The organism is Kitasatospora sp. NPDC050463 (assembly GCF_040655255.1).
GTDB lineage: Bacteria > Actinomycetota > Actinomycetes > Streptomycetales > Streptomycetaceae > Kitasatospora.
On sequence record NZ_JBFAJO010000017.1, the window covers coordinates 46,218 to 71,017 of the forward strand.

Consider the following 24,800-nt stretch of genomic DNA (forward strand, 5'->3'; position numbering starts at 1 on the left):
GCCCCGAGGCGCCGCATGCCCCGAGGCGCCGGGCGCGTCCGCACCGGTCCCACCGGCGCGGACGCGTGGAGCCGCGCGGAGCCTGCGTCGGCTGCCGTCACCTGAGTGGGGGTCATGGCGCCCCGGCAGATCGGGTTCGGCCGGGTCGGCCCGGGTCACGGACCCAGGGGGTTCACGCGACGAGGTTCACGCGATGGTGACGTCCACCTTCATCTGGTCGGCCCCGGGCGTCCCTCCGACGTCGATGGTGACGCCGCTCCAGGTGCCGTCGGGTTCGTTCAGCGCCGGCCTGGTGTGCTCGCCGATGCTGCTGCTGCCGGGGATCGGGTAGAGGTCGTCCTTGTCGCCGCGGTTGCCGGTGCCGAAGATCTTCGCCAGGTCGCGCCGGCCGTCGGCCTGCATGAGTTCGATGGCGAGGTGGTGTTCGTCGTTGACGTTGTCGATGGCCTCGTCCACGACGTAGACGGCGATGCCCTGGGAGGGCAGGAACTTGTCCTGGCCGTTCTGGCGTCGGTACTCGACGATGATGTACTGGGTCGGCGTCATCCGCGGGCTGCGGATGAACAGCATGTCGCCGCCCTCGGCGACGGGGCGCAGCGAGATGTCCTTGGTGGTGCCGACGATCTCCTGGGGCGTGCTCCAGCCGTGGAACATCCGCAGCATGCCGTTCGGGTAGGTCGGGGTGTCACCCGAGTTGCCCCAGGAGCCGGCCGCCATCAGGCAGTAGTTGCCGAGGCCGTTGGAGGCGGTCGCCTCGACGTCCCCGGTGTCGTAGAAGTCGGCCCAGCGGGCGGCCAGATGGCCCCACTCGTGGGCGCAGACGCCGACCTTGCAGTCCTCGGGGACGGTCAGGAAGGTCTGGACCCGCAGGTTCGGTGCCACCTCGACACCGGTCTGGCCGGGCGGGTTCCACTTGGCGCTCCACAGGTTGGCGGCCTGCTGGGACTCCGGGAGCGCCTCGGCGCCGGAGCCCGCGTGGACGATGAACAGCGCGGTGACGAGGCCCTCGCCGAGGGCGTCGAAGCCCTGGGTGAAGTCGATGCCCTCCTGACGCGCGATGGCCAGGGTGTCGGCGGCCATGCCCTGCTCATTGCGGGGCGGCAGGCCCTGCCCGGACTGGTTGTCGGCGTAGAAGGAGAGCGGGTGCGGCAGGCGGAACCAGCCGTGCACCTCGCCCTGGATGTCGATGCCGAGCGAGTTCGGGTCGGAGGGATCGAAGCCGCTGATCCGGCGGTAGTAGTCGCGCATCGAGCCGGTGGCGAAGGTGCCCGAACTGAACAGGAGCTTCTCGAAATGGTCGGCGGTGTGGGCGGGGTCGTGCGGGTGGTCGGGGAAGTCCACCAGCAGCACCAGGGTGCGGACCACCTTCCTGAGCTTCTTGAACGGATGGGTGATCAGCTGGGCGCCGGTGCGGGGGCCCGGGCGGATGGCTCCGTCGTCGAGTCCGATGACGTTCTCGCCACGACGCCGGGCGCGCCAGACGTAGTAGTACTGCGCGAAGGTGATGTTCTTCGGCAGCCGTCCGGTTTCGATCAGTTCCTCGTAGCGGGCGTGGACACTGGCGAGCGCGTCCGGTGACATGGGCACCAGGCACGGGTGGTCGTCGTCGATCGGGTGATGGCGCAGCGGGGTTAAGATATGACGCATCGTGACGGCTCCTTTGAGCCAGCTCACTCCGCGGGGGGTATGGCGACCCCGTCGAGTGGGCGGTCGCCGGCAATCGGTCGGTTCGCCCAGGGGCGTCGGGTTACCCGAAGGCGGTCGGGTCTGGCCGGTACCGGTTGCGAAAGAGGGGATCTGCGGCTATCTGTCCCTATTCTGACGCTCCGGATGCCGTGAGCACCAGACCCGGAGGCTCGCCGGTTGGCTCAGCCCGCGCGGTACGCGGCCGCGGCCGCCGCGAACGACGCGGCGAGCTGCGGTGATCCTCCCCAGTGCAGGTGCAGATACGAAGCGTGAACGTTGCCGAGCGTGCCGCCGGTGAAACCCTCGGTGCGCGGCCCGGTCGGCAACCGCCAGCCCCAGGCGGGCCGTTCCCCCGCCGCGGGCTCGCAGACCGTGCGGTGGAACTCGTGCCCGCGCACCCGGGTGCCGGTCGGCGCCAGCGGCGAGTCGGTCAGAGCGACGGCCTCCCGGTACCCGAGGGTCAGCCGCTCGGTCATCCGGGCCGCCGTGTCCAGCACGCCGCACATCGGCAGGCCGTCCAACTCCCGCCCGAGGTAGAGCAGCCCGGCGCACTCGGCGGCGATCGGGGCGCCCGATCCGGCGAACGCGGCGATCGCCGTGCGCAGCGTCGCGTTCGCGCTCAGTTCCCGGACGTACAGCTCGGGGAAGCCACCGCCGATCACCAGGCCGGCCGTGTCCGCCGGCAGCGCGTCGGCGTGCAGCGGGTCGAACGGCACCACCTCGGCGCCGGCCGCGGTGAGCAGCTCGGCGTTCTCGGCGTACGAGAAGGAGAACGCGGCGCCGCCGGCCACCGCGATCCGGGGCGCACCGGCCACCCGCTCGACCTCGGCGGCCGGATCCCACGCGGTGGCGTCCAGCGGGGGAGCGGTCCGGGCCAGCGCCAGGACGGCGTCCAGGTCCACCGAGGCGGCGACCAGTTCGCCCATGTCCGCGACGGCCCGCAGGGCCTCGGCCGAGCGCTCCACGGCCGGGATCAGGCCGAGGTGGCGGGACGGCGTGGCGACCGCCGCCGAGCGGCGCACCGCGCCCAGTACCGGCACGCCCGAGCCCTCCTCCAGCGCCTCGCGCAGCAACTGCTCGTGCCGGTCTGAGGCGACCCGGTTGAGGATCACCCCGGCGAGTCGGACCTCCGGGTCCCAGGAGGCGAAGCCGTGCACCAGCGCGGCCACCGAGCGGGACTGCGAGGAGGCGTCCACCACGAGCACCACGGGTGCCCGCAGCAGTTTGGCCACGTGCGCGGTGGACGCCAGCTCGCCGCGCCCGGAGGCGCCGTCGAACAGCCCCATCACGCCCTCGACCACGGCGACGTCCGCCCCGGCGGCGCCGTGCAGGAAGAGCGGGGCGATCCGCTCCGGCCCACACATGAAGGCGTCCAGGTTGCGGCCCGGCCGGCCGGCGGCCAGGGCGTGGTAGCCCGGGTCGATGTAGTCCGGGCCGACCTTGTGCGGCGAGACCGCCAGGCCGCGCGCGGCGAGCGCGGCGATCAGGCCGGTGGCGACGGTGGTCTTGCCCGAGCCGGAGGACGGCGCGGCGATGACGATACGGGGGATGCTGTTCAAGGCCCTACTGCTTTCGCGGACTCATCGGACGTTTCGCGGACTCACCACTCGATGCCGCGTTGGCCCTTGCGGCCGGCGTCCATGGGGTGCTTCACCTTGGTCATCTCGGTGACCAGGTCGGCGAAGCCGGTCAGTGCCTCGGTGGCGTACCGGCCGGTGATGACGACGTGCTGGCTGCCCGGGCGGTCCTTCAGCACGGACACCACCTCGTCCACGTCGACCCAGCCCCAGTGCATCGGGTAGGTGAACTCGTCCAGCACGTAGAAGCGGTAGGTCTCGGCGGCCAGGTCGCGCTTGACCTGCTCCCAGCCCTCCTTGGCGGCCTCCTCGCTGTCCATCTCCATCTCGGTGGAGCGCTGGATCCAGGACCAGCCGGAGCCCATCTTGTGCCAGTCGACCGTGCCGCCCTCGCCGGAGGCGCCGAGCACGCGCAGCGCGTTCTCCTCGCCGACCTTCCACTTGGCGGACTTGACGAACTGGAACACGCCGATCGGCCAGCCCTGGTTCCAGGCCCGCAGCGCCATGCCGAAGGCTGCGGTGGACTTGCCCTTGCCGGGGCCGGTGTGGACGGCGGTGATCGGCTGGGTGCGGCGCTGACGGGTGGTCAGACCGTCGGCCGGGACGCTCTCGGGGACTCCCTTGGGCATGTGGATCAGGCCGCCTTTCGCATCGGGGTGGCTCGGTTGGCACGGTTGGCACGGTTGTCGCGGACGAGCGAGGCCACGCCTTCGGCCCGCAGCTCGTCCAGGGTCACGGCGGTGGCGCCCAGCCGGGCGGCCAGCGTGCGGGCCAGGCCGAGCCGCACCGGACCGGACTCGCAGTCGAGCACCACGCTCGCCACGCCCTGGGCGGTGAACAGCTCGGCGGCCCGGTGGGACGCGGCGACGGCGTCGCGGGAGCCGGTCGCCCGGCCGTCGGTCACCACGACCAGCAGCGGGCGGCGGTGCGGGTCGCGCATCCGCTCGACCCGCAGCACCTCGTGGGCCCGCAGCAGCCCGGCCGCCAGCGGGGTCCGGCCGCCGGTGGGCAGCCGCTCCAGCCGGGCCGCGCCCACCTCGACGGAGGAGGTCGGCGGCAGCGCCAGCTCGGCGCTCGCGCCGCGGAAGGTGATCATGCCGATCTTGTCGCGGCGCTGGTAGGCGTCCATCAGCAGCGAGAGCACGGCGCCCTTGACGGCGGTCATCCGCTGCCGGGCCGCCATCGAGCCGGAGGCGTCCACCACGAACAGCACCAGGTTGGACTCGCGGCCCTGGCGGACCTGCTCGCGGAAGTCGTCCTTGTGCAGCAGCAGCGCGCGCGAGGCCCGCCCGCGCGCCACCTGGTGCGGCGCGGCGGCCTGCAGGGTGGCGCTCAGGTGCAGCCGGGCGAGCCGCCCCTGCGGGCGGCGGGCGCGGATGGTGTGGCCGCCGTCGGTCTCGGCGGGGGAGCGGCGGCCCTGGGCGCCCTTGCCGGTGCCCTCCACCTTGAACAGCCGGGTGCGGTACGGATCGCCGGCCGCGACCGGCGCGGACTCCGGCGCGCCGCCCCGGCCCTGCTGCGGAACCGGCTCCCCGCCGGCCGGTGCCGCCGGCTCGGGCTCGGCGGCCGCGGAACCGTCGGGCGTGTCCGCGGGCGCGGGCGCGGGTGCGCCGCCGCCGTTGTCGGGGCCGCCGCCGTCCGGGCCCGGGCCGTCGTCCTGCGGTCCGCCGCCGTCGGGGCCGTCGCCCCGGGGGTCGTCGCCCTCGGAGCCCTGCTCGGACTCCGGCCGCTCGGCCGGCGGCTCCTCGGGCCGGCCGTCCTCGGGCTCGGTGTCCTCGGGCTGGGCGTGCTCCGCCAGCGTCCGGTCCAGCTGCTCCTCGTCCAGGCCGGGCGCGTCGAAGGGGTTGCGCCGGCGGCGGTGCGGCAGGGCCAGCTGGGCGGCCTTGCGGACGTCCTCCTCCAGCACCTCGGTGCGGCCGGCCCAGGCGGCCAGGGCGACGGCGGTGCGGGCCATCACGATGTCCGCGCGCAGCCCGTCCACCTCGAACGCGGCGCAGACGGCGGTGATCTGGCGCAGCGCCACGTCGGTCAGCACGACCGCGGGCAGCAGCTCCCGCGCCGCGGTGATCCGCTCGGCGAGCGAGCGTTCGTCCGCGGCGAACCGCGCGGCGAAACCGGTCGGGTCGGCGTCGTACGCCAGCCGGCGGCGGACCACCTCGGCGCGCTCCGCCGGCTCCCGGGTGGCGGCGATCTCCACGGTCAGGCCGAACCGGTCGAGCAGCTGGGGGCGCAGCTCGCCCTCCTCCGGGTTCATCGTGCCGACCAGCAGGAACCGCGCCGCGTGCCGGACCGAGACGCCCTCGCGCTCCACGTAGGAGCGGCCCATCGCTGCCGCGTCCAGCAACAGGTCCACCACGTGGTCCTGGAGGAGGTTGACCTCGTCGATGTAGAGCACGCCCCGGTGCGCCCGGGCCAGCAGACCGGGCTCGTACGCCTTGACGCCCTCGGCCAGCGCGCGCTCCAGGTCCAGCGAGCCGACGATCCGGTCCTCGGAGACGCCGACCGGCAGCTCGACCAGCCGGGCCGGCCGGTGGTGCTCCTCGGCGCCGTCGTGCGCGCCGTCCGGGCAGTTCGGGTCCGGTGCGACCGGGTCGCAGGCGAAGCGGCAGCCGTCGACGGCGGCGATGGACGGCAGCAGGCCGGCCAGCGCACGCACCATGGTCGACTTGGCGGTGCCCTTCTCGCCGCGCACCAGCACGCCGCCGACGGCCGGGGAGACCGCGTTGAGCAGCAGCCCGAGCCGCAGGTCGGCCATCCCGACGATGGCCGTGAAGGGGTAGCGGACGTCACTCATGATTCTCCAAGGGGGCCCCGGGCGGCAGGAACGGCAGCGAACCCGCGGCCGGCACCCCGCCCTCGATCAGCTTCCACAGCGCGTCGGTGTCCGCGTGCTCCTCGATCAGGTCGCCCAGCCGGTCCAGCCGGGCCTCGCGCGCCTCGGCGAACGACGTGTCCGGCGCGGGCACGAAGGCCCGGCCCGCCGCCGCGGCCACCTCGCGCAGCAGCTCGCGCCGGAAGGCGTCGTTCTCCAGCACGCCGTGCCAGGTCGTCCCCCAGACCGCGCCGACCCGGCAGCCGTCCAGGCTCCGGCCGTCCTCGTCGGAGACGAACGCGGCGCCGCCCTCGACGGTCACCACGCCGTGGTGGATCTCGTACCCCGCGACCGGCTGCCCGAACGCCCGGCCGAGCGGCCGGGCGAGCACCTTCTCGGCGCCGAACCGGACGTGGGTGGGCAGCAGGGCCAGGCCGTCGACGGCGCCGGCCCGGGACTCGACCTCGTCGTGGATGGTGCGCGCCAGCATCTGGTAGCCCCCGCAGACGCCGAGGACCGGCAGCCCGGCCGCGGCCCGGGCCCGCAGGGCCGGCTCCAGGCCGCGCTCGCGCAGCCAGGCCAGGTCGGCCACGGTGGCCCGGGTGCCGGGCAGGATCACCAGGTCGGCGTCGGCCAGCTCCTCGGGCCGGGTGGCCCAGCGGACCAGCACCCCGGGCTCCTGGGCCAGCGCGTCCACGTCGGTGAAGTTGGAGAGCCGGGGGAAGCGCACCACGGCGACCCGCAGCACGTCGGCGCCGAGCGGCCCACGGCCCTCGGTGCGGTCCACCACGGTGGTGAGGTCCAGGGAGTCCTCGGCGTCCAGCCAGAGCCCGGACAGCATCGGCAGGGTGCCCAGCACCGGACGGCCGGTCAGCTCGCGCAGCATCTCCAGCCCGGGCGCCAGCAGCCGCGCGTCGCCGCGGAACTTGTTGACGAACCAGCCCGCCACATGCCGCTGGTCCTCCTGCGACAGCAGCGCCAGCGTCCCGTACATCGCCGCGAAGACGCCGCCCCGGTCGATGTCGCCGACCACCACGACCGGCAGGGCGGCGGCGGTGGCCAGGCCCATGTTGGCGATGTCCCGGTCGCGCAGGTTGATCTCGGCGGGCGATCCGGCGCCCTCGCAGACCACCACGTCGTAGCGGCGGCGCAGGTCGGCCAGGCACTCCAGGGCCCGCTCCAGCAGGACGGGCTTGCGTTCGCGGTAGTCCAGTGCGCCGACCTCGGCGACCGCGCGGCCGAGCAGCACCACCTGGCTGCGACCGTCCGCGCCGGGCTTGAGCAGCACCGGGTTCATCGCCGCCTCGGGCTCCACCCGGGCCGCCTGGGCCTGCATCGCCTGGGCGCGGCCGATCTCGGCGCCGTCGGCGGTGACGAAGGAGTTCAGCGACATGTTCTGCGCCTTGAACGGCGCCACGGCGACGCCCTGTCGGGCCAGCCAGCGGCAGATGCCCGCGGTGACCACGCTCTTGCCGGCGTCCGAGGTCGTCCCGGCGACCAGCAGTGCGTTGCTCATGCGCTCCCCCTTCTCTTCCCCGCCTTGAGTGCCTGCACGACGGCGTGCCCGGCGACGGTCGTACCCAGTGCCAGCAGTCCCACCCGGCGGGAGAGCCGGCAGGCGCGCTCGATGTCGTCCACCGTCACCGGCCGCAGCTCGCCGCCCAGCACCGGCCGGTGCTCCACCCGGGAGCCGTACCGCAGGGTGCCGCCGAGGCGCACGCCGACGGCGCCGGCGAAGGCCGACTCGGCCTGACCCGCGTTGGGGCTGGGGTGGGCGGAGCCGTCCCGGCGCCAGACCCGCCAGGCCGTCCGGGGCTCGGGCGCGGCGGCGACCGTCAGCAGCGCGGTCAGCCGAGCGCCCGGCCAGCCCGCCACGTCGTCCAGCCGGGCCGAGGCCCAGCCGAACCGGACGTGGCGCGGCGAGCGGTGACCGACCATCGCGTCCAGGGTGTTGACCGCGCGGAACGCCAGCAGCCCGGGCGCCCCCGCGAGGGCCCCCCAGACGAGCGCGTTGACCACGGCGTCGGCGGTGTTCTCGGCGACCGACTCGACCACCGCGCGGGCGATCTGCTGCTCGTCGAGCGCGCTCGGGTCGCGTCCGCACAGGTGCGGCAGCCGCTCGCGCGCCGCCGCGAGGTCGTGAGCGGCGAGCGAGCGTCCGATCGTGCGGGCCTCGCGGGTGAGCGAGGTGCCGCCGAGCACCGTCCAGGTCGCGGCGGCGGTCAACGCGGCCCGTCCGAGCGGCCGGCGGCCCAGGGTGCGGTCGGCGGCCACCGCGCCGGCCGCGACGGCGCCCACGCAGAGCGCGGTGAACGCGGTGCCCACGGCACGGTCGTCGCGGTGGATCCGGCGCTCCAGGCGGGCGGCCGCGCTGCCGAAGACGGCCACCGGGTGGCCGCGGCGCGGGTCGGCGAAGCGGGCGTCGGCGAGGTACCCGGCGGCGGCGCCCAGCGCGTAGGCGGCGGCGCGGGTCAGCGGGCGCACGGCGGACAGCGGAGGGCTCGGAAGGTCGGGGCAGCCTGCATCGCGTGCGTGTCCTCACTCAGGGTCCGCGCCCTGGATCGACGTACCGGGGGCGAGAGTCTCCTGGCTTCCGGGGCGAGCGCACTTCCGGGCCGTCCAGCGGCTTGTGACGGCCCGCCGCGATGGGCCCCCTCCGGTGCCGTGGCGGGCAAGGAGGGACTCCGAGTGTGCTCCCCGGTGACAGTGGCGGGACCGCGCCGGACTCGCACCGGCTTCCTCTGCATGCCTCCGTTTGGCTGAAGGATCCCATCACGCGGTCGAACCGTGCGTCAACCGAGGTCGCGGAGGGGTTGGTCACAGCGCCGCAGGGTTTCCCGGCCCCGTCGCTACCTCCGATCGGCACCCCCTGCAGGGGCATGACAGCCTGTGGGATCGTCCAGGCGCCCGGAGGAGCCTCCAGGCCCGCTTCGTGTGTTCGGCGGCTGGGGGGCGGCCGAACCACGCCCTACCGTCTGGTCCCATGCGACGCAGAGAGCCACCCGCCGTGCCCCCGGTGCCCTTCTCGCCCGCGGCCGCCCGCGCGCACCGCGCCGGCCTCGGCCTGACCCCCGAGCAGGTGGCCGAGGGCATGGCCGCGCACGGCGTCCGGCTGGTGCCCGCCCACGTGCTCGGCTGGGAGAGCGGTGAGCTGCGCCCCGCCGAGGAGGAGTTCATCGCGCTGGCCCGGGCGCTCTGGTGCCCGCCGGTCCAGCTGATGGGCGTCCGCCCGGCCCGGCTGCGGGACTTCCGGGTCGCCCGGGAGCTCGACCAGGAGAGCGCGGCCCGCCGGATCGGCATCGCCCTGCGGCAGTACCAGCAGGCCGAGGCGACCGGCCGGTGGGACGGGGACCAGGAGCAGACGTACGCGCTGGCCCGGGCGCTCGGCCTGACCCTGCGCGAGCTGGTCGCGGTGACGGGCCGGTCGCAGGAGCTGGACCGGCGGCTGCGGCAGACCGTGGACGGCCGCTGGCAGGCGCACGTCCGGGCGATCGGCCGGATCGTGCCGGTGCACGAGGGCGACCTCGCCGCCGTGCTGACGGTGCTCCAGAACGAGCACCAGGTCTCCTCGCACTGGGGCGCCGGCAGCTGGGGCTCCCCGGCCCGGGCGGCGGGCACCCCCGGGGCGCCGGGGGCCCGGCCGCTCGGCGAGCGGTTCTGGGAGCTGCTGGGGCGGCTGGAGACGGGGATCCCGGCCTGACGGGCCGCGGGCTTCCCCGGCCCCGCCCCGGCCCCGCTGCGCCCCGCCCCGCCTCGGCGCGGCGATCCCGTGCCGCCGTGACCCGGACGGCCGTGTCCGGTGGCCGGGCGCCGTCCCCGCGAGTGGACTGGTGGGCACAGTGCCCAGTCCGCGACCAACAGAGCGGGGAGCGATATGCGTTGGGGAACCGCAGCCGCGGTGGCGGCCGCCGTCGTCGGCACCGGGGCCGCCGTCCTGCTGATCGGCCGGAGGGCGTCCGAGCGGATGGTCCACCCGGCGGTCGCCCGCGAACGGGCCGCCGGCCCCGTCGTGGTGCTGACCCTCGCCGCCGGACGGGCCACCTTCACCCGCAGCGCCGAGAGCGCCCGCCCCGGCCGCTGGGCCGTCGAGTGGGCCGACGGCGGGCACGCGGTGGTCGACGAGATCCTGCACGCCGACGAGCGGGGCGTCACCCGGCGGCTGGTCCGCGCCGACCGGGGCACCCTGGCACCCGGCACCGCGGTCCGCTTCACCCCCCGGGTCCACCTCGGCGATCCGACCGTCGCACTCGGCCTGCCGTTCACCGAGACCGCCGTCGAGGGCGAACTGGGCGCGCTGCCCGCCTGGTGGCTCGACGGCAAGCGCGGCACCTGGGTGATCCTGGTGCACGGCCCCGGAGCCGACCGGCAGCAGAGCCTCCCGGTGATCCCCGTCCTGCACCGGCTCGCCCTGCCCGTACTCGCCGTCACCTACCGCGGCGACCAGGGCGCGCCGGCCTCCCCGGACGGCCTCGGTCACTTCGGCGAGACCGAGTGGCGGGATGTCGAGGCCGCCCTGCGGCTGGCCCTCGACAGCGGTGCCGGGCGGGTGATCCTGTACGGCTGGTCGCTCGGCGCGACCATGGTCCTCCAGACCGCGGCCCGCTCCGCCTGGGCGTCCTCGATCAGCGGCCTGGTGCTGGACTCGCCCGTGCTCGACTGGCCGGCCACCGCCCGCCGGGGCGCCGCCCGGGCCGGCTACCGGGGCGCCGCCGCCGAGCTGGGCGCGCTCGCGGCCGAGGGCCGTGCCGGTGTGGACCTGGCCGACTTCGCCCGCCTCGCGGACGGCACCGACCTGCGGGTGCCCACGCTCCTGCTGCACAGCCCCGACGACGCGCTGGCCCCCTGGCAGGCCGCCGCCCGGCTCGCCGACCGCCGCTCCGACGTGGTCGGCCTCCAGGCCGTCCCCGGCGGGGAGCACGCCGGCCTCTGGAACGCCGACCCCGACCGCTACGAGGAGCACCTGCGGCGCTGGCTCACCCCACTGATGTGAGTCGCGGCCGCCTCCGGGCTCCGGCCGCAGCCGCTCCGGCCCCCGCGGCCGCCGGGGCCGGAGCCTCGGCGAGGGCGCCCCGCGCCACCGCCGGCCCGTCTCCTCCCGTCCCGTCCGCCACACCGCCCCCAGGCTGGCGTGTCCGCGTCATACAGATCCGGCCAGGCGGTTTGGCCTCTGTTGCCCGATCTTGTCGACCCCCCGTGACCGCCTCCCGGTGGTCGGGGCCGATCGGATGTGACAGAAGGCCGGTACAAGGGGAAGACTGCTCGACGTGACGTCTCGGAATCCGCGCGACCGTGATGCCCAGCTCCCGCCGACGATCGGCTCCGGTGCGACGGTGACCCGTCTCCCCGGAACTGCCCACCGCCCCGCCGGCGCCAGGCCGGGCGGCTCCGGCGTACCCCGCCGACGAGGCCCCGCACCCGCCCCCGGCCGTGGCCGGGTCCCGGTGCCGGAAGGCTTCCCCGCTCCCGCCGAGCTCGCCCCGCTGGCCCGCCGGATGCTGATCGACGCCGTCCGCATCGCCCGCTGGGCCGGTGAACTCGCCGAGGTCGACAAGCGCGGCGAGCTGCTCCCCGACGACGCCCGGGCCGCCGGCCGCGCCCTCGCCATGACGGTGGGCGCCGCCAGCCGGGCCTGGGGCCAGGCCCTGCTGGTCGGCCTGGTCGAGGCCCGGGACGGCGGCGCCGCCCCCGGCTGGCGCCTGCACGCCTGGGAGCACGACGACGAGGCCGTGGTCCGCGGCTGGTCGGCCCTGTTCGACGCCTGGACGCTGCTCGCCCCGGTGCCGCCGGCCGCCCTGCGCGGTGTCTTCGCGGTGCTCGCCGGGCAGGCCGTCGACCAGGCGCCGCAACTGCTCTCCTTCCTGCACCTGGTGGCCGGCCCGGTCGCCGACAGCGAACTGCTGGAGCTGCTGCGCCGGGGCCTGGACGAGCGTCGGGTCGGTGGCGGCGACGGCGCGCTGGGCCTCTCGCCCGTGCCGCACGCCGCGTCGGCGGTCTCCGCCGTCCGCGGCACCTGCCGCGAGCCGCAGATCGACACCCCGGCCGCGCCCTCCGACGTGGCCGCCGTCCTGGACTGGATGCTGGACGGCCTGGCCGCCGTCGGCGCGGTGGTCCGCAAGGACGACGCCGCCGAGCTCTCCCCGCTCGGGCACTGGGCGGTGCGGGCCAAGCTCGAGGAGATCTGCACCGTCGCGCAGACCGCCGCCGGGCACATCGAGCAGAGCGCCTTCGAGCTGCTCAACGCCTGCGCCGACTACTCGCCGGGCCCGGCCCGCGCCGAGTTCCGCGCCTGGGTGGCCGCCCGCCCGGCCGACCGGGCGGTGGCCGAGCTGCTGGACGCCGCGCAGGGCGACGACGCCCTGGTCCGCGGCCTCGCCTTCGAGGCGCTGCGGGTGGCCGGCTCCACCGCCGAGCAGGCCGTCCGGGCCGCCGTGGACGCGCCCGTGCTGCGCCCCTACGCGCTGCTCTGGTTGGCCGAGCAGTCGGACGAGGGCGTCGCCCCGGCCGATGTGCTGGGCGCGGAGGACGCCGCCTGGCTCTGGGTGGACACCGCGGCCGCCGTGCTCGATCACGGCGAGACCGAGCTGCTGGTGGGCCATGTCGAGGGTGCCTCGGCCGGCGACCCGGTCCGGCTGTTCGCCCGCGCCCGGCAGTCCGGCCACCCCCGGGCGGCCTCGGTGCTGACCGCCGTCTCCGGCGTCCACCCGGACCCGGCGGTGGCCCGGGCGGCCCGCCGCTCGGCCTTCAGCGTCCACCGCGGCGGGGCGTGACCGGCCGGTTCGACCACCGTCCGGCCCAGACCGCAGGGCATGCGAAAGGGCCCGGATCCGCTCAGCGGATCCGGGCCCTTCGTCGTACGTCCGTCGGATCAGCCGATCCGGGACTCCGCGCGGCGCGCCCGGACGTCCCCGACCTTCTGGCCGACCTTGCGCCGGATCACCAGCAGCGGGGCCATCGCGGCCAGCGTGATCTGGGCGAAGGCGCCGATGTGCAGCAGCGTGTCGCCGCCGGGTGCACCGGTCGCCCAGGCCGCCAGGCAGCCGATCGAGAGCACGATCCAGCAGAGCGTGGCGGTGGCCAGCAGCCCCTGCGGCTTCGGGTACTCGATCCGGCTCATCATCAGGTACGCGGTGCCCGCGATGGCCAGCAGGCCGGGCAGGAACGGCGGGTCGAGTAGCACGATGGCGATCACCGTCATCGCGCCCATCGGGCAGGGCATGCCCTGGAACACCCCGGGTCGCATCTTCACGGCCGAGAAGCGTGCCAGCCGCAGGACCACGGACAGCAGCACCGTCAGCGCGATCAGCGCCGAGAGCCGGCTGTCGGAGCCCGGCGAGACCATGCCCCAGACCGCGACGAAGTAGGCCGGCGCGATGCCGAAGCTGATCAGGTCGGCCAGGTTGTCGAGCTCGGCCCCGAGGGCGGAGGAGCGCAGCTTGCGCGCCACCAGCCCGTCGAAGAGGTCGCACATCGAACCGATCAACAGCAGCGTCACCGCGGTGGCGGCGCTGTGCTTGTCCGGCGCGGCGTCCGGGTTGGTGATGTGCGGGACGAGGACCCCGGTGGTGATCGAGTAGATCGCCAGGAAGCCGCAGACGGCGTTCCCCAGGGTCAGGAAGTCGGCGGTGGACAGGTGCTGAGGAGAGCGCGGGGCGCGCAGCTCGCGGTCGCGCGCCCAGCGGCGGCGGCGCAGGGCCGTCTCCTCGTCGTCCAGGCCGACGATCGTCTCAGGATCAGTCACGGTCAAGGCGCGTCACCCCGGCTGTGGTCTTCTGGCCGACCTCGACGCCGACCTCGACGCCGGCCGGCAGGTAGGTGTCGACCCGGGAGCCGAAGCGGATCAGACCGATCCGATCGCCCTGCTCGACCTTGGTACCGGCGTCGACGTACGGCACGATCCGGCGGGCCACGGCCCCCGCGATCTGCACCATCTCGATGTCGCCGAGCTCGGTGTCGAAGTGCCAGACGACCCGCTCGTTCTGGTCGCTGTCCTTGTTGAACGCGGGCACGAAGCCACCCGCGACGTGCTCGACGGAGGTCACGGTGCCGGGCAGGGGCGCCCGGTTGACGTGCACGTTGAGCGGGCTCATGAAGATCGCCACCCGGGTGCGGCCGTCCGGCCAGGCGTCGATGCTCTGCACCACGCCGTCGGCGGGGGAGATCACTCTGCCCGTGCCGATCTCACGCTCGGGGTCGCGGAAGAACCACAGCATGCCCGCGCTGAGCGCACAGGCGGGTACCGCCGCCAGGGCCCACGCGCCGTTGCGCCGGGTGAGGGCGGTGGTCACGGCGGCCGTGGCGAGGGTGGGGACGAACCAGGGGGTGGCTCCGCGCGCGATGGTCACGCGGGGTCGCCGACCGGCCGTCGTGGCGGCGAGGGCATCGCGGTCCGTGACGGAGGTGTGAGGGGACGGGCTGATGGGCATCGAAGACCTTTGTCGCGGGGGATCATGGCCGCTGGACGGGGGCCACCGCGGGGATCGAGTAATAGAGGGACGGCTGCTGTCCCGGTGGATGCTATCGGGAGCACACGGTGGGTGGGCAACCCGCCTGTTCGTTCATGTGTCCTGCGTGCGGCGCAGCCGCGCGTTCTGTGTATACGACCGTAGCTCGCCCCGCTCCGGTTCCCAAGGGTCCTGGCGAGGCTGGTGACTCTTGTCTCAACAGGCACGCCGACGGAACCCCGAGCGCGTCGGCGCGGGGGGCGGGCGGCGGGTGCGCCGAAGCGGCCGCAAGGCGCGTGACAGCAGCTGTACGCCCTACGGCCGCTTCGGGAGCCGTGCCGGACCCCAGGCGGACCAGGCCGGGGCCCTGGTGGCACGGCGGGGTGCCGGGACGGGCCCGCACGCCCGTCGACCGGCCGTCACCGGGCCGTCAACCCGCCCCGCGGAGCGTCACCGCGCCGCCCGGGCGAGTCTTCGTGCTGGTCGTCCTCACTCCGCGATGCGGTACTCCTCCAGCAGACGACGTCCGACGATCATCTTCTGGATCTCCGCAGTACCTTCACCGATGAGCAGCATCGGAGCCTCGCGGTAGAGGCGCTCGATCTCGTACTCCTTGGAGAATCCGTAGCCGCCGTGGATGCGGAAGGCGTCCTCGACGACCTCCTTGCAGTACTCGGAGGCGAGGTACTTGGCCATGCCGGCCTCGAGGTCGTTGCGCTCGCCGCTGTCCTTCTTGCGGGCGGCCATCACCATCATCTGGTGGGCGGCCTCGACCTTGGTGGCCATCTCGGCGAGCTTGAACTGGATCGCCTGGTGCTCGGCGATCTTCTTGCCGAAGGTGGACCGCTGCTGGGCGTAGGAGATGCCCAGCTCGAAGGCGCGGCGGGCGACCCCGCAGCCGCGCGCGGCCACGTTGACCCGGCCGACCTCGACGCCGTCCATCATCTGGTAGAAGCCCTTGCCCGGGACGCCGCCGAGGACGCGGTCGGCCGGGATGCGGACGTCCTGCAGGATCAGCTCGGTGGTGTCGACGCCCTTGTAGCCCATCTTCTCGATCTTCCCGGGCACGGTGAGGCCGGGGACGGTCGGGTTCGGGCCGAAGCCCGCCGTCTTCTCGATCAGGAAGGTGGTCATGTTCTTGTACGGGGAGCTGCCGCCCTCGTCGGTCTTGCAGAGCACCGCGACCAGGGTGGACGTGCCGCCGTTGGTGAGCCACATCTTCTGGCCGTTGAGGACGTAGGAGTCTCCGTCCTTGACGCCCTTGGTGGAGATCGCGGAAACGTCGGAGCCCAGGCCCGGCTCTGACATCGAGAAGGCGCCGCGGATTTCACCGGCGGCCATCTTCGGCAGGAAGTAGTCCTTCTGCTCCTGGGTGCCGTGCGCGTTGATCATGTGGGCCACGATGAAGTGGGTGTTGACGATGCCGGAGACGGACATCCAGCCGCGCGCGATCTCCTCCACCACCAGGGCGTAGGTGAGCAGCGACTCGCCGAGGCCGCCGTACTCCTCGGGGATGGTGAGCCCGAAGAGGCCGAGCTGCTTCATTCCCTCGACGATGGCGGCGGGGTACTCGTCCTTGTGCTCCAGTTCGGTCGCGACCGGAATGATCTCCTTGTCGACGAAATCCCGCACGGTGGCGAGGATGTCCCGCTGGATCTCGGTCAGGCCGTCGGTCTGTGCGAGGCGTCCCATCGTGCGGCTCCTGTGGCGAAAGGGAAGAGGGTGGGGGGAAGAACTGGCGGGGGGGGGGGGGGATTTCCGGGGGCCCTGCCGGCGTGGCTGCGGCAGCAGGGCCCCCGGTACCGGGGTGGGGATCGGCCGATGACGGCGGCCTACCCGTCCGGAGCTGTGGGAGTGCGGGCTCGGTCGGGCAGGGCCTAGGCCAGCGGAGTGGGACGGCCGGGCTGCTCGCCGCCGCGCTCCTTGATGTACGTCGCGGTCGGCACCATCACCTTGCGGCGGAAGATGCAGACGACCGTGCCGTCCTGCTTGTAGCCCTTGGTCTCGACGTACACGATGCCGCGGTCGTCCTTGGACTTGGAGGGCCACTTGTCGAGCACGACGGTCTCGCCGTAGAGGGTGTCGCCGTGGAAGGTCGGCGCGATGTGGCGCAGCGACTCGATCTCCAGGTTGGCGATCGCCTTGCCGGAGACGTCCGGGACGGACATGCCGAGCAGCAGCGAGTAGATGTAGTTGCCCACCACGACGTTCTTGCCGAAGTCGGTCGTCTTCTCCGCATAGTTGGTGTCCATGTGGAGCGGGTGGTGGTTCATGGTGAGCAGACAGAAGAGGTGGTCGTCGTACTCGGTGACCGTCTTGCCGGGCCAGTGCTTGTAGACAGCGCCGACCTCGAACTCCTCGTAGGTGCGTCCGAACTGCATCTCAGTGGTCCTTAGGAGGTCAGGCCTGCGGGGGCTCGAACTTGGAGGTGCGCTGGAACCCGGCGGCGCGGCCCTTGCCGGCGATGACCAGGGCCATCTTGCGGCTGGCCTCGTCGATCATCTCGTCGCCGAGCATCGCGGAGCCCTTGGCGCCGCCCGCCTCGGAGGTGCACCAGTCGTAGGCGTCGAGGATCAGCTCGGCGTGGTCGTAGTCCTCCTGCGAGGGCGAGAAGATCTCGTTCGCGGCGGCGACCTGGTCCGGGTGGAGCACCCACTTGCCGTCGAAGCCGAGCGCGGCGGCGCGGCCGGCCACCTCGCGGTAGCCCTCCTGGTTGCGGATCTGCAGGTAGGGGCCGTCGATGGCCTGCAGGTCGTTGGCGCGGGCGGCCATCAGGATGCGCATCAGGATGTAGTGGTAGGCGTCGGCCGGGTAGCCGGCCGGCTGCTCGCCGACCACCAGGGACTTCATGTTGATCGAGGCCATGAAGTCGGCCGGGCCGAAGATGATCGTCTCCAGGCGCGGGGAGGCCTCGGCGATCGCGTCGACGTTGATCAGGCCCTTGGCGTTCTCGATCTGCGCCTCGATGCCGATCTTGCCGACCTCGAAGCCCATGGTCTTCTCGATCTGGGTGAGCAGCAGGTCGAGCGCCTTGACCTGCTCGGCGTCCTGGACCTTCGGCAGCATGATGCAGTCGAGGTTGGGCCCGGCGCCCTCGACGACCGTGATCACGTCGCGGTACGTCCAGTGAGTGGTCCAGTCGTTGACGCGGACGACCTTGGTCTTCTTGCCCCAGTCGCCGTTGTTCAGCGCGTCGACGATGTGGTGCCGGGCGCTCTCCTTGACCAGCGGGGCGCAGGCGTCCTCCAGGTCGAGGAAGACCTGGTCGGCCGGGAGGCCCTGGGCCTTCTCCAGGAAGCGCGGGTTGGAGCCCGGCACGGCCAGGCAGGAGCGGCGGGGGCGGAGCCTGTTGACGGTTGCCATGAGGGTGGGTCAGTCCTTCCGGGGTCAGCTGGTGGTCGTCGCGGCGGCTGCGGGCGTCCACGGCTGGAGCCTGTTGGCCAGCCGGATCTCGTCCACGATCCGGCCGATGATGGTCGTGATGCCGAAGTCCTTCGGGGTGAACACGGCAGCGACGCCGGCGGCCTTGAGAGCCTCGCCGTCCGCTGCCGGGATGATGCCACCCACGATCACTGGCACATCCTCCACCCCGGCCCGGCGCAGCCGGTGCAGGACGTCGGGTACCAGCTCGGGGTGGGCCCCGGAGAGGATCGACAGGCCCACGCAGTGCACGTCCTCCGCGACGGCGGCGGAGACGATCTGCTCGGGCGTCAGCCGGATGCCCTGGTAGACCACCTCGAACCCGGCGTCGCGGGCCCGGACGGCGATCTGCTCGGCTCCGTTGGAGTGCCCGTCCAGGCCGGGCTTGCCGACCAGCAGGCGCAGCTTGCCGGCGCCCAGCTCGGCGGCGGTCGCGGTGACCGCCTCGCGGACGGCGGCCAGCTCGCCGCCGGGCTCGGCCGCCACCGCGACCGGGGCACCGCCGACGCCGGTGGGCGCGCGGTACTCGCCGAAGACCTCGCGCAGGGCGAAGGACCACTCGCCGGTGGTGACCCCGGCGCGGGCGCAGGCGAGCGTGGCGGGCATCAGGTTGGCCTCGGTGACCGCGACGCGCTTCAGCTCGTCCAGGGCCAGCTGGACGGCGGCCTCGTCGCGGCCCCCGCGCCACTGCTCAAGGGCGGCGAGCACGGACTGCTCGGAGGCCGGGTCGACCACCATGATCGCGGTGTCGAGGTCGGCCGTGAGCGGGCTCTCCTCGGTGGTGTCGAAGCAGTTGACCCCGATGATCTTGTCCTCGCCGGACTCGATCCGGGCCCGGCGGGCGGCGTGCGAGGCGACCAGGTTGGACTTGAGGTAGCCGGACTCGACGGCCGGGATGACCCCGCCCATCTCCAGCACCTTGGCGATCTCGGCCTCCGCGCCGGCCAGCAGCGCGGCGGTCTTGGTCTCGATCACCTCGGAGCCGTTGAAGATGTCCCCGTACTCCAGCAGGTCGGACTCGTAGGCGAGCACCTGCTGGATCCGCAGCGACCACTGCTGGTCCCACGGACGGGGCAGGCCGAGCGCCTCGTTCCAGGCGGGCAGCTGCACGGCCCGGGCCCGGGCGTCCTTGGAGAGCGTGACGGCGAGCATCTCCAGCACGATCCGCTGGACGTTGTTCTCCGGCTGCGCCTCGGTCAGGCCCAGCGAGTTGACCTGGACCCCGTAACGGAAGCGGCGCTGCTTGGCGTCCTGGATTCCGTAGCGCTCCAGCGTGACCTTCTCCCAGAGCTGGGCGAAGGCGCGCATCTTGCACATCTCCTCGACGAAGCGCACGCCGGCGTTGACGAAGAAGGAGATCCGGGCGACCACCTCGCCCATCCGCTCGGCCGGCACCTGGCCGGAGTCGCGCACCGCGTCCAGCACCGAGATCGCGGTGCACATCGCGTAGGCGATCTCCTGGACCGGGGTGGCCCCGGCCTCCTGCAGGTGGTAGCTGCAGATGTTGATCGGGTTCCACTTGGGGATGTTCCCGACCGTGTAGGCGATCATGTCGGTGATCAGACGCACGGACGGCCCGGGCGGGAAGACGTGCGTCCCGCGCGACAGGTACTCCTTGACGATGTCGTTCTGGGTGGTGCCGGTGAGCTTGGCGATGTCGGCGCCCTGCTCCTCGGCGACCACCTGGTAGAGCGCCAGCAGCCACATCGCGGTGGCGTTGATCGTCATGGAGGTGTTGGTCTGTTCGAGCGGGATGCCGTCGAACAGGGTGCGCATGTCCCCGACGTGGCCCACCGGCACGCCGACCCGGCCGACCTCGCCGCGGGCGAGGATGTGGTCGGAGTCGTAGCCCGTCTGGGTCGGCAGGTCGAAGGCCACCGAGAGGCCGGTCTGGCCCTTGGCGAGGTTCTTGCGGTAGAGCGCGTTGGAGTCGCTCGCGGTCGAGTGCCCCGCGTAGGTCCGCATCAGCCAGGGCCGATCACGCTTCTGATCAGTCATCGGATCGCCTTAGATGTCGCGGCTGGACCGCTCGGTCCGCTCGGAGGCCTCGCGGAACAGGTTGATCGCGGGCAGGTGCTTCTCGCGCAGCTCGGCGTTGCGCACGCCCAGGCCCTCGGACGGGGCGAGGCAGAGCACGCCGACCTTGCCCTGGTGCTTGTTGTGGTGCACGTCCAGGGCGGCCTGGCCGGTCTGGTCGAGGCTGTAGACCTTGGACACGGTCGGGTGGATCTTGCCCTTGGCCACCAGGCGGTTGGCCTCCCAGGCCTCGCGGTAGTTGGCGAAGTGCGAGCCGACGATCTTCTTCAGCGACATCCACAGGTAGCGGTTGTCGTACTGGTGCATGAAGCCGGAGGTGGAGGCGCAGGTGACGATGGTGCCGCCCTTGCGGGTGACGTACACCGAGGCGCCGAAGGTCTCGCGGCCCGGGTGCTCGAAGACGATGTCCACGTCCTCGCCGCCGGTCAGCTCGCGGATCCGGCCGCCCAGGCGCTTCCACTCGCGCGGGTCCTGGGTGTTCTCGTCCTTCCAGAACCGGTAGCCCTCGGCGGAGCGGTCGATGATCGCCTCGGCGCCCATGGCCCGGCAGATCTCGGCCTTCTGGTCGTTGGAGACCACGCAGATCGGGGTCGCGCCGCCGGCCAGCGCGTACTGGGTGGCGTACGAGCCGAGGCCGCCGCTGGCGCCCCAGATCAGCACGTTGTCGCCCTGCTTCATGCCCGCGCCGTTCTGCGAGACCAGCTGGCGGTAGGCGGTGGAGTTGACCAGGCCGGGGGAGGCGGCCTCCTCCCAGGTCAGGTGGGCGGGCTTGGGCATCAGCTGGTTGGTCTTCACCAGGGCCAGCTGGGCCAGGCCGCCGAAGTTGGTCTCGAAGCCCCAGATCCGCTGTTCCGGGTCCATCATCGTGTCGTTGTGGCCGTCGGAGGACTCCAGCTCGACCGAGAGGCAGTGCGCGACGACCTCGTCGCCCGGCTTCCAGGCGTTGACCCCGGCGCCGGTGCGCAGCACCACGCCCGCGAGGTCCGAGCCGACCACGTGGTACGGCAGGTCGTGGCGCTTGGTGAGCGGGGAGAGCCGGCCGTAGCGCTCCAGGAAGCCGAAGGTGGAGACCGGCTCGAAGATCGAGCTCCACACGGTGTTGTAGTTCACGGCACTGGCCATGACGGCGACCAGGGCCTCGCCCGGGCCCAGCTCGGGCAGGGCGACCTCGTCGAGGTGGAGGGACTTGCGGGGGTCCTTGTCGCGGCTGTCGAGGCCGGCGAACATCTGCTCCTCGTCCTTGTGGAGCGTCACCGCCCGGTAGGACTCCGGCAGCTTGAGCGCGGCGAAGTCCGCCGCGGTGCTGTCGGAGCTGAGGATCGCGTCGAGGATTTCCTTCATGGCTGCCTCCGAAGGCGTACCTGTGTGAGGGGCACAGGGCGTCTGGGGGAGCCGGGAGCGGACACCGGCTTCGCTGAGATGGGTGGTTGGTGGTCTGGCAAGGGGCCTTGCGGTGGACCTGGCTGGCACACGGCTCCCGGGGTGTGGGAGCACCGGACGACGGCGCGCCGAGGTGGGGAGCCGCGGCGCCGCGACTGGTGGGTAACAAGGTAGTGGCACCCTGTGCCACTCGTAAAGACACCGGGTGTCACCAATTCAGGTGAATCAAATCCGCGTTCGAGGGCCTCCCGGCGGACGCGGAGAGGGCCCGCACCGGAGATCCGGTACGGGCCCTCAATACTTCTCGACCTGCGGAAACGCTGCTGGTCAGGCCTCTCTGGCACTGCTCAGCGCGGCGCGGATGCTGTCCACCACGACGTCCAGCGGGGCGTCGGTCCGGGCCACTGTGATGAGTACCTCACCTCCGGGGCTGGCACTCAGTGCGCTCGCGGCCGCCTCCTCCAGGAGTGTCACACTGGCACCGGGTGCCACCAGGGACCCGCGCCGTCTCACCCCGGGCGGGGCGGAGGCCCAGAAGGTCCGCCGGATCACCTCGAAGGAGTGGTCCAGCTGCGCCTCCACGTCACCCCGGCCGCCGGCCCTCAGCCAGCGCCGCAGCACGTGGTTGTGGGCCGCGACGACCGCCGCCGCCGACACCTCGGCCAGCATCGAGTCGTCCTCGCCGGCCCGCTGCCAGCCCGAGGGGATCTCGCCGCCGGTGTCGAACCGGCCCAGCAGGTAGCGGGTGAACAGCCGCTCGTACCGGGCCACCACGGCGATCTCCCGCTCGCGCAGCGCCGGCACCTGACGGATCAGCTGGTACCGGGCGACCGAGACCGCCGGGGTGGAGGCGTACATCCGCAGCACCTCCTTGATGCCCCGGCAGACCACGTCCAGCGGGTGCTCGTCGGGCTCGGCGCTGGCCAGCAGGTCGGCCACCCGAACCAGGGTGTCGTCGTGGTCCGGGAAGATCGCCTCCTCCTTGGACCGGAAGTACCGGAAGAAGGTCCGCCGGGCCACCCCGGCGGCCGCGGCGATCTGGTCGACCGTGGTCTCCTCGTAGCCCTGCGACGCGAACAGCTCCATCGCGGCCGTGGCCAGGTCCTGACGCATCTGCTGGCGCTGTGCGGCCGCCCGGCGGCTGCCCGGGCCCCCCTCGGCGCCGGGCGCGACCGGCCGGTCGGCGCCGCGCGGTACGGCGGAGTGCTGAGGGGAGGCTGACTGAACCCGATCCATGCCCGGAACGCTACACGCCCCCGGGGCCGGCGCCGCGGGCCTTCCCCGCCGTACCGGTGCGACCGGGCCGGTCACGGCCGGTCTCGGCCAGCGCGCCGACACCGCCCCGGGGCTCCAGCCGGTGCGCGGCGGGCCGTACCCGGGCTGCCCCGGCTGCCCCGGCTGGACCGGCGCCGGGCCGGCGGGGCCCGGGCCGAGGGGCGCGGCGCCCCCGACCGACGGCGTGGTCACCGGCGCGCGTGGTCGCGGAACCCGCGGCCGGTCTTGCGGCCCAGGCAGCCGGCCGCCACCAGGTGCTCCAGCAGCGGCGCGGCCGCCAGGCCCGGCTCGCGGAACTCCTGGTGCAGCACCTGCTCGATGGTCAGCGAGACGTCCAGGCCGACCACGTCGAGCAGCTCGAACGGACCCATCGGGTAGCCGCAGCCGAGCTTCATCGCGGTGTCGATGTCGTCCACCGTCGCGTAGTGCTCCTGCAGCATCCGCACGGCGTCGTTCAGGTAGGGGAAGAGCAGCGCGTTCACGATGAACCCGGCCCGGTCGCCGCACTCCACCGGGTGCTTGCGCACCTTCGCGCAGACCTCCAGCGCCGTGGCGGTGACGTCCGGCGCGGTCAGCACGGTGGAGACCACCTCGACCAGCTTCATGGCCGGCGCCGGGTTGAAGAAGTGCAGGCCGATCACGTCCTGCGGGCGGGAGGTGGCCGACGCGCAGCTGATCACCGGCAACGAGGAGGTGGTGGTGGCGAGCACCGCTCCCGGCTTGACGATCTTGTCCAGGACGGCGAACAGCTCGCGCTTGACCGTGAGGTCCTCGGCCACCGCCTCGACCACCAGGTCGACCCCGGCCAGCTCGGTGTACTGCCCGACCGGCGTCACCAGGGCCAGCGCCGCGTCCCGCTGCTCCTCGGTCAGCCGGCCCCTGGACACCGAGCGCTCCAGCGACCTGGCCAGCTGGGCCTTGGCCTTCTCGGCCTTCTCCTGGCTGCGGGCGGCCAGCAGCACCGGGTACCCGGCCTTGGCGAACACCTCGACGATGCCGGTGGCCATGGTGCCCGAGCCGCAGACGCCGACGCTGCGCACCTCCCGGCCGGGCACCTGCGCCCGGGCCGGTCCGGTGGCGGCGTCGACCGCCTTGGAGGAGCCGGGCGCCTCGTAGGTGTAGAAGCCCCGGCCGGTCTTGCGGCCCAGCAGCCCGGCGGCGACCAGCTGGCCGAGGATCGGCGCGGGCGCGTGCAGCCGGTCCCGGGACTGCTCGTACATCGCCTCCAGGACGGTCCGCGCGGTGTCCACGCCGATCAGGTCGAGCAGCGCCAGCGGCCCCATCGGCAGCCCGCAGCCGAGCCGCATCGCGGCGTCGATGTCCTCGCGGGTGGCGTACCTGGACTCGAACATCGCGGCGGCCTGGTTGAGGTACGCGAAGAGCAGGCCGTTCACCACGAAGCCGGCCCGGTCGCCCGCCGCCACCGGCTCCTTGCCGAGGTCGCGGGCGAACGCCGCGGCGTCCTCGGCGACCTGCGGGGCGGTCAGCACGGTGCGGACCACCTCGACCAGCTTCATGGTGTGCACCGGGTTGAAGAAGTGCAGACCCAGCACGCGATCCGGGCGCGCGGTGGCGGCGGCGATCCGGGTCACCGACAGTGCGGTGGTACCGGTGGCCAGCACCGTCGCGGGCGGGCAGATCCGGTCCAGCTCGGTGAAGAGCTCCCGCTTCAGCTCCAGCTGCTCGGGGACCTCCTCGATCACCAGGTCGGCCGCGGCGGCGGCGTCGAGCAGGTGGCCCACCGAGATCCGCGCGAGCAGCGCGGCCCGGTCCTCGGCGGTGATCCGCTCCCGGGCGACGGCGTGTGCGGTCGCCTCCTCGATCCGGGCCAGGGCCCGGGCGGCGGAGTCCTCGTTGGCCTCGATGCCGATCACTCGGCGGCCGCTCTGTGCGACCGCCACCGCGACGCCGGCACCCATCGTGCCGAGGCCGACCACGGCGACCGTGGGGAAGGGACGCTCCATCTGTCCTGACTCCTTGTCATAAGGGCCCGCGCGCGCTCCGGCGGACGCGCCGCCGGAGGAGGGTCCGCGCGCGGGGGCTGGGGAGATGACGGTTGCGGCACACCGGCGCAGCCGCCGGTCCGCTCCGGCCGTGCTGCGGGTGTGCCGTGGTACTCAGGCGCTCGGGGTGAAAGGAAGCGGCTCTGATACGAGGAGAGAATCCGGCCCG

At 73.4% G+C, this 24,800-nt stretch carries 18 protein-coding genes and 1 riboswitch; of the genes, 3 read left to right on the forward strand and 15 right to left on the reverse strand.

Annotated features, from left to right (window positions below; all coding sequences use genetic code 11):
* Positions 1–186 precede the first annotated feature (186 nt).
* The 6 genes from AB0J08_RS13490 to AB0J08_RS13515 all read right to left on the reverse strand — a co-directional run bounded on the left by AB0J08_RS13490 (position 187) and on the right by AB0J08_RS13515 (position 8,559).
* Positions 187–1,647 (reverse strand): M6 family metalloprotease domain-containing protein, encoded by a 1,461-nt coding sequence (locus AB0J08_RS13490; RefSeq protein WP_360631801.1) that lies wholly within the window; start codon positions 1,645–1,647, stop codon positions 187–189.
* A 221-nt stretch (positions 1,648–1,868) separates the two neighbouring features.
* Complete coding sequence (locus AB0J08_RS13495) at positions 1,869–3,245, reverse strand: cobyrinate a,c-diamide synthase (RefSeq protein WP_360631804.1); 1,377 nt, start codon at positions 3,243–3,245, stop codon at positions 1,869–1,871.
* Between the two features lie 41 nt (positions 3,246–3,286).
* Entirely contained in the window at positions 3,287–3,892 is a 606-nt protein-coding gene (gene cobO, locus AB0J08_RS13500; RefSeq protein ID WP_360631807.1) for a cob(I)yrinic acid a,c-diamide adenosyltransferase, read from the reverse strand.
* Positions 3,893–3,897: 5 nt separating this feature from the next.
* Positions 3,898–6,057: a putative cobaltochelatase gene (locus AB0J08_RS13505; RefSeq protein WP_360631810.1), complete on the reverse strand. Its 2,160-nt coding sequence runs from the start codon at positions 6,055–6,057 to the stop codon at positions 3,898–3,900.
* Complete coding sequence (locus tag AB0J08_RS13510) at positions 6,050–7,591, reverse strand: cobyric acid synthase (RefSeq protein WP_360631813.1); 1,542 nt, start codon at positions 7,589–7,591, stop codon at positions 6,050–6,052. The genes AB0J08_RS13505 and AB0J08_RS13510 overlap by 8 nt, the downstream gene beginning before the upstream one ends.
* Positions 7,588–8,559: a cobalamin biosynthesis protein gene (locus AB0J08_RS13515; protein WP_360631816.1), complete on the reverse strand. Its 972-nt coding sequence runs from the start codon at positions 8,557–8,559 to the stop codon at positions 7,588–7,590. The genes AB0J08_RS13510 and AB0J08_RS13515 overlap by 4 nt, the downstream gene beginning before the upstream one ends.
* A gap of 95 nt (positions 8,560–8,654) precedes the next feature.
* A riboswitch (cobalamin riboswitch) is annotated at positions 8,655–8,818 on the reverse strand.
* Between the two features lie 240 nt (positions 8,819–9,058).
* On the opposite strand from AB0J08_RS13515, the gene AB0J08_RS13520 reads away from it, so the two are divergent.
* The 3 genes from AB0J08_RS13520 to AB0J08_RS13530 all read left to right on the forward strand — a co-directional run bounded on the left by AB0J08_RS13520 (position 9,059) and on the right by AB0J08_RS13530 (position 12,842).
* On the forward strand, positions 9,059–9,775 hold the full coding sequence (locus tag AB0J08_RS13520; protein WP_360631819.1) for a helix-turn-helix transcriptional regulator: 717 nt from the start codon (positions 9,059–9,061) through the stop codon (positions 9,773–9,775).
* A 174-nt stretch (positions 9,776–9,949) separates the two neighbouring features.
* Positions 9,950–11,065, forward strand: coding sequence for an alpha/beta fold hydrolase (locus tag AB0J08_RS13525; protein WP_360631822.1), 1,116 nt, complete (start codon positions 9,950–9,952; stop codon positions 11,063–11,065).
* Between the two features lie 451 nt (positions 11,066–11,516).
* Entirely contained in the window at positions 11,517–12,842 is a 1,326-nt protein-coding gene (locus AB0J08_RS13530; RefSeq protein WP_360631825.1) for a hypothetical protein, read from the forward strand.
* 98 nt (positions 12,843–12,940) lie between these two features.
* Here the strand turns inward: AB0J08_RS13530 and AB0J08_RS13535 are convergent, their stop codons facing one another.
* From AB0J08_RS13535 to AB0J08_RS13575, 9 genes are all read right to left on the reverse strand, one after another.
* Entirely contained in the window at positions 12,941–13,765 is an 825-nt protein-coding gene (locus AB0J08_RS13535) for a CDP-alcohol phosphatidyltransferase family protein (RefSeq protein WP_360632028.1), read from the reverse strand.
* Positions 13,766–13,805: 40 nt separating this feature from the next.
* Positions 13,806–14,498, reverse strand: a complete 693-nt coding sequence (locus AB0J08_RS13540; protein ID WP_360631828.1) for a phosphatidylserine decarboxylase — start codon at positions 14,496–14,498, stop codon at positions 13,806–13,808.
* Between the two features lie 507 nt (positions 14,499–15,005).
* Complete coding sequence (locus AB0J08_RS13545; protein WP_360631831.1) at positions 15,006–16,208, reverse strand: acyl-CoA dehydrogenase family protein; 1,203 nt, start codon at positions 16,206–16,208, stop codon at positions 15,006–15,008.
* Positions 16,209–16,393: 185 nt separating this feature from the next.
* Positions 16,394–16,897 (reverse strand): MaoC family dehydratase, encoded by a 504-nt coding sequence (locus tag AB0J08_RS13550; RefSeq protein ID WP_360631834.1) that lies wholly within the window; start codon positions 16,895–16,897, stop codon positions 16,394–16,396.
* Positions 16,898–16,916: 19 nt separating this feature from the next.
* Positions 16,917–17,879 (reverse strand): CoA ester lyase, encoded by a 963-nt coding sequence (locus AB0J08_RS13555; RefSeq protein WP_360631837.1) that lies wholly within the window; start codon positions 17,877–17,879, stop codon positions 16,917–16,919.
* Positions 17,880–17,903: 24 nt separating this feature from the next.
* Positions 17,904–19,934, reverse strand: a complete 2,031-nt coding sequence (locus AB0J08_RS13560; RefSeq protein WP_360631840.1) for a protein meaA — start codon at positions 19,932–19,934, stop codon at positions 17,904–17,906.
* Between the two features lie 9 nt (positions 19,935–19,943).
* On the reverse strand, positions 19,944–21,314 hold the full coding sequence (ccrA, locus tag AB0J08_RS13565) for a crotonyl-CoA carboxylase/reductase (RefSeq protein WP_360631843.1): 1,371 nt from the start codon (positions 21,312–21,314) through the stop codon (positions 19,944–19,946).
* Positions 21,315–21,680: 366 nt separating this feature from the next.
* Entirely contained in the window at positions 21,681–22,589 is a 909-nt protein-coding gene (locus AB0J08_RS13570) for a TetR family transcriptional regulator (RefSeq protein ID WP_360631846.1), read from the reverse strand.
* 227 nt (positions 22,590–22,816) lie between these two features.
* The gene (locus tag AB0J08_RS13575) at positions 22,817–24,592 is read right to left on the reverse strand and encodes a 3-hydroxybutyryl-CoA dehydrogenase (RefSeq protein ID WP_360631849.1); all 1,776 of its coding nucleotides are present in this window, start codon (positions 24,590–24,592) and stop codon (positions 22,817–22,819) included.
* Positions 24,593–24,800: the final 208 nt, after the last annotated feature.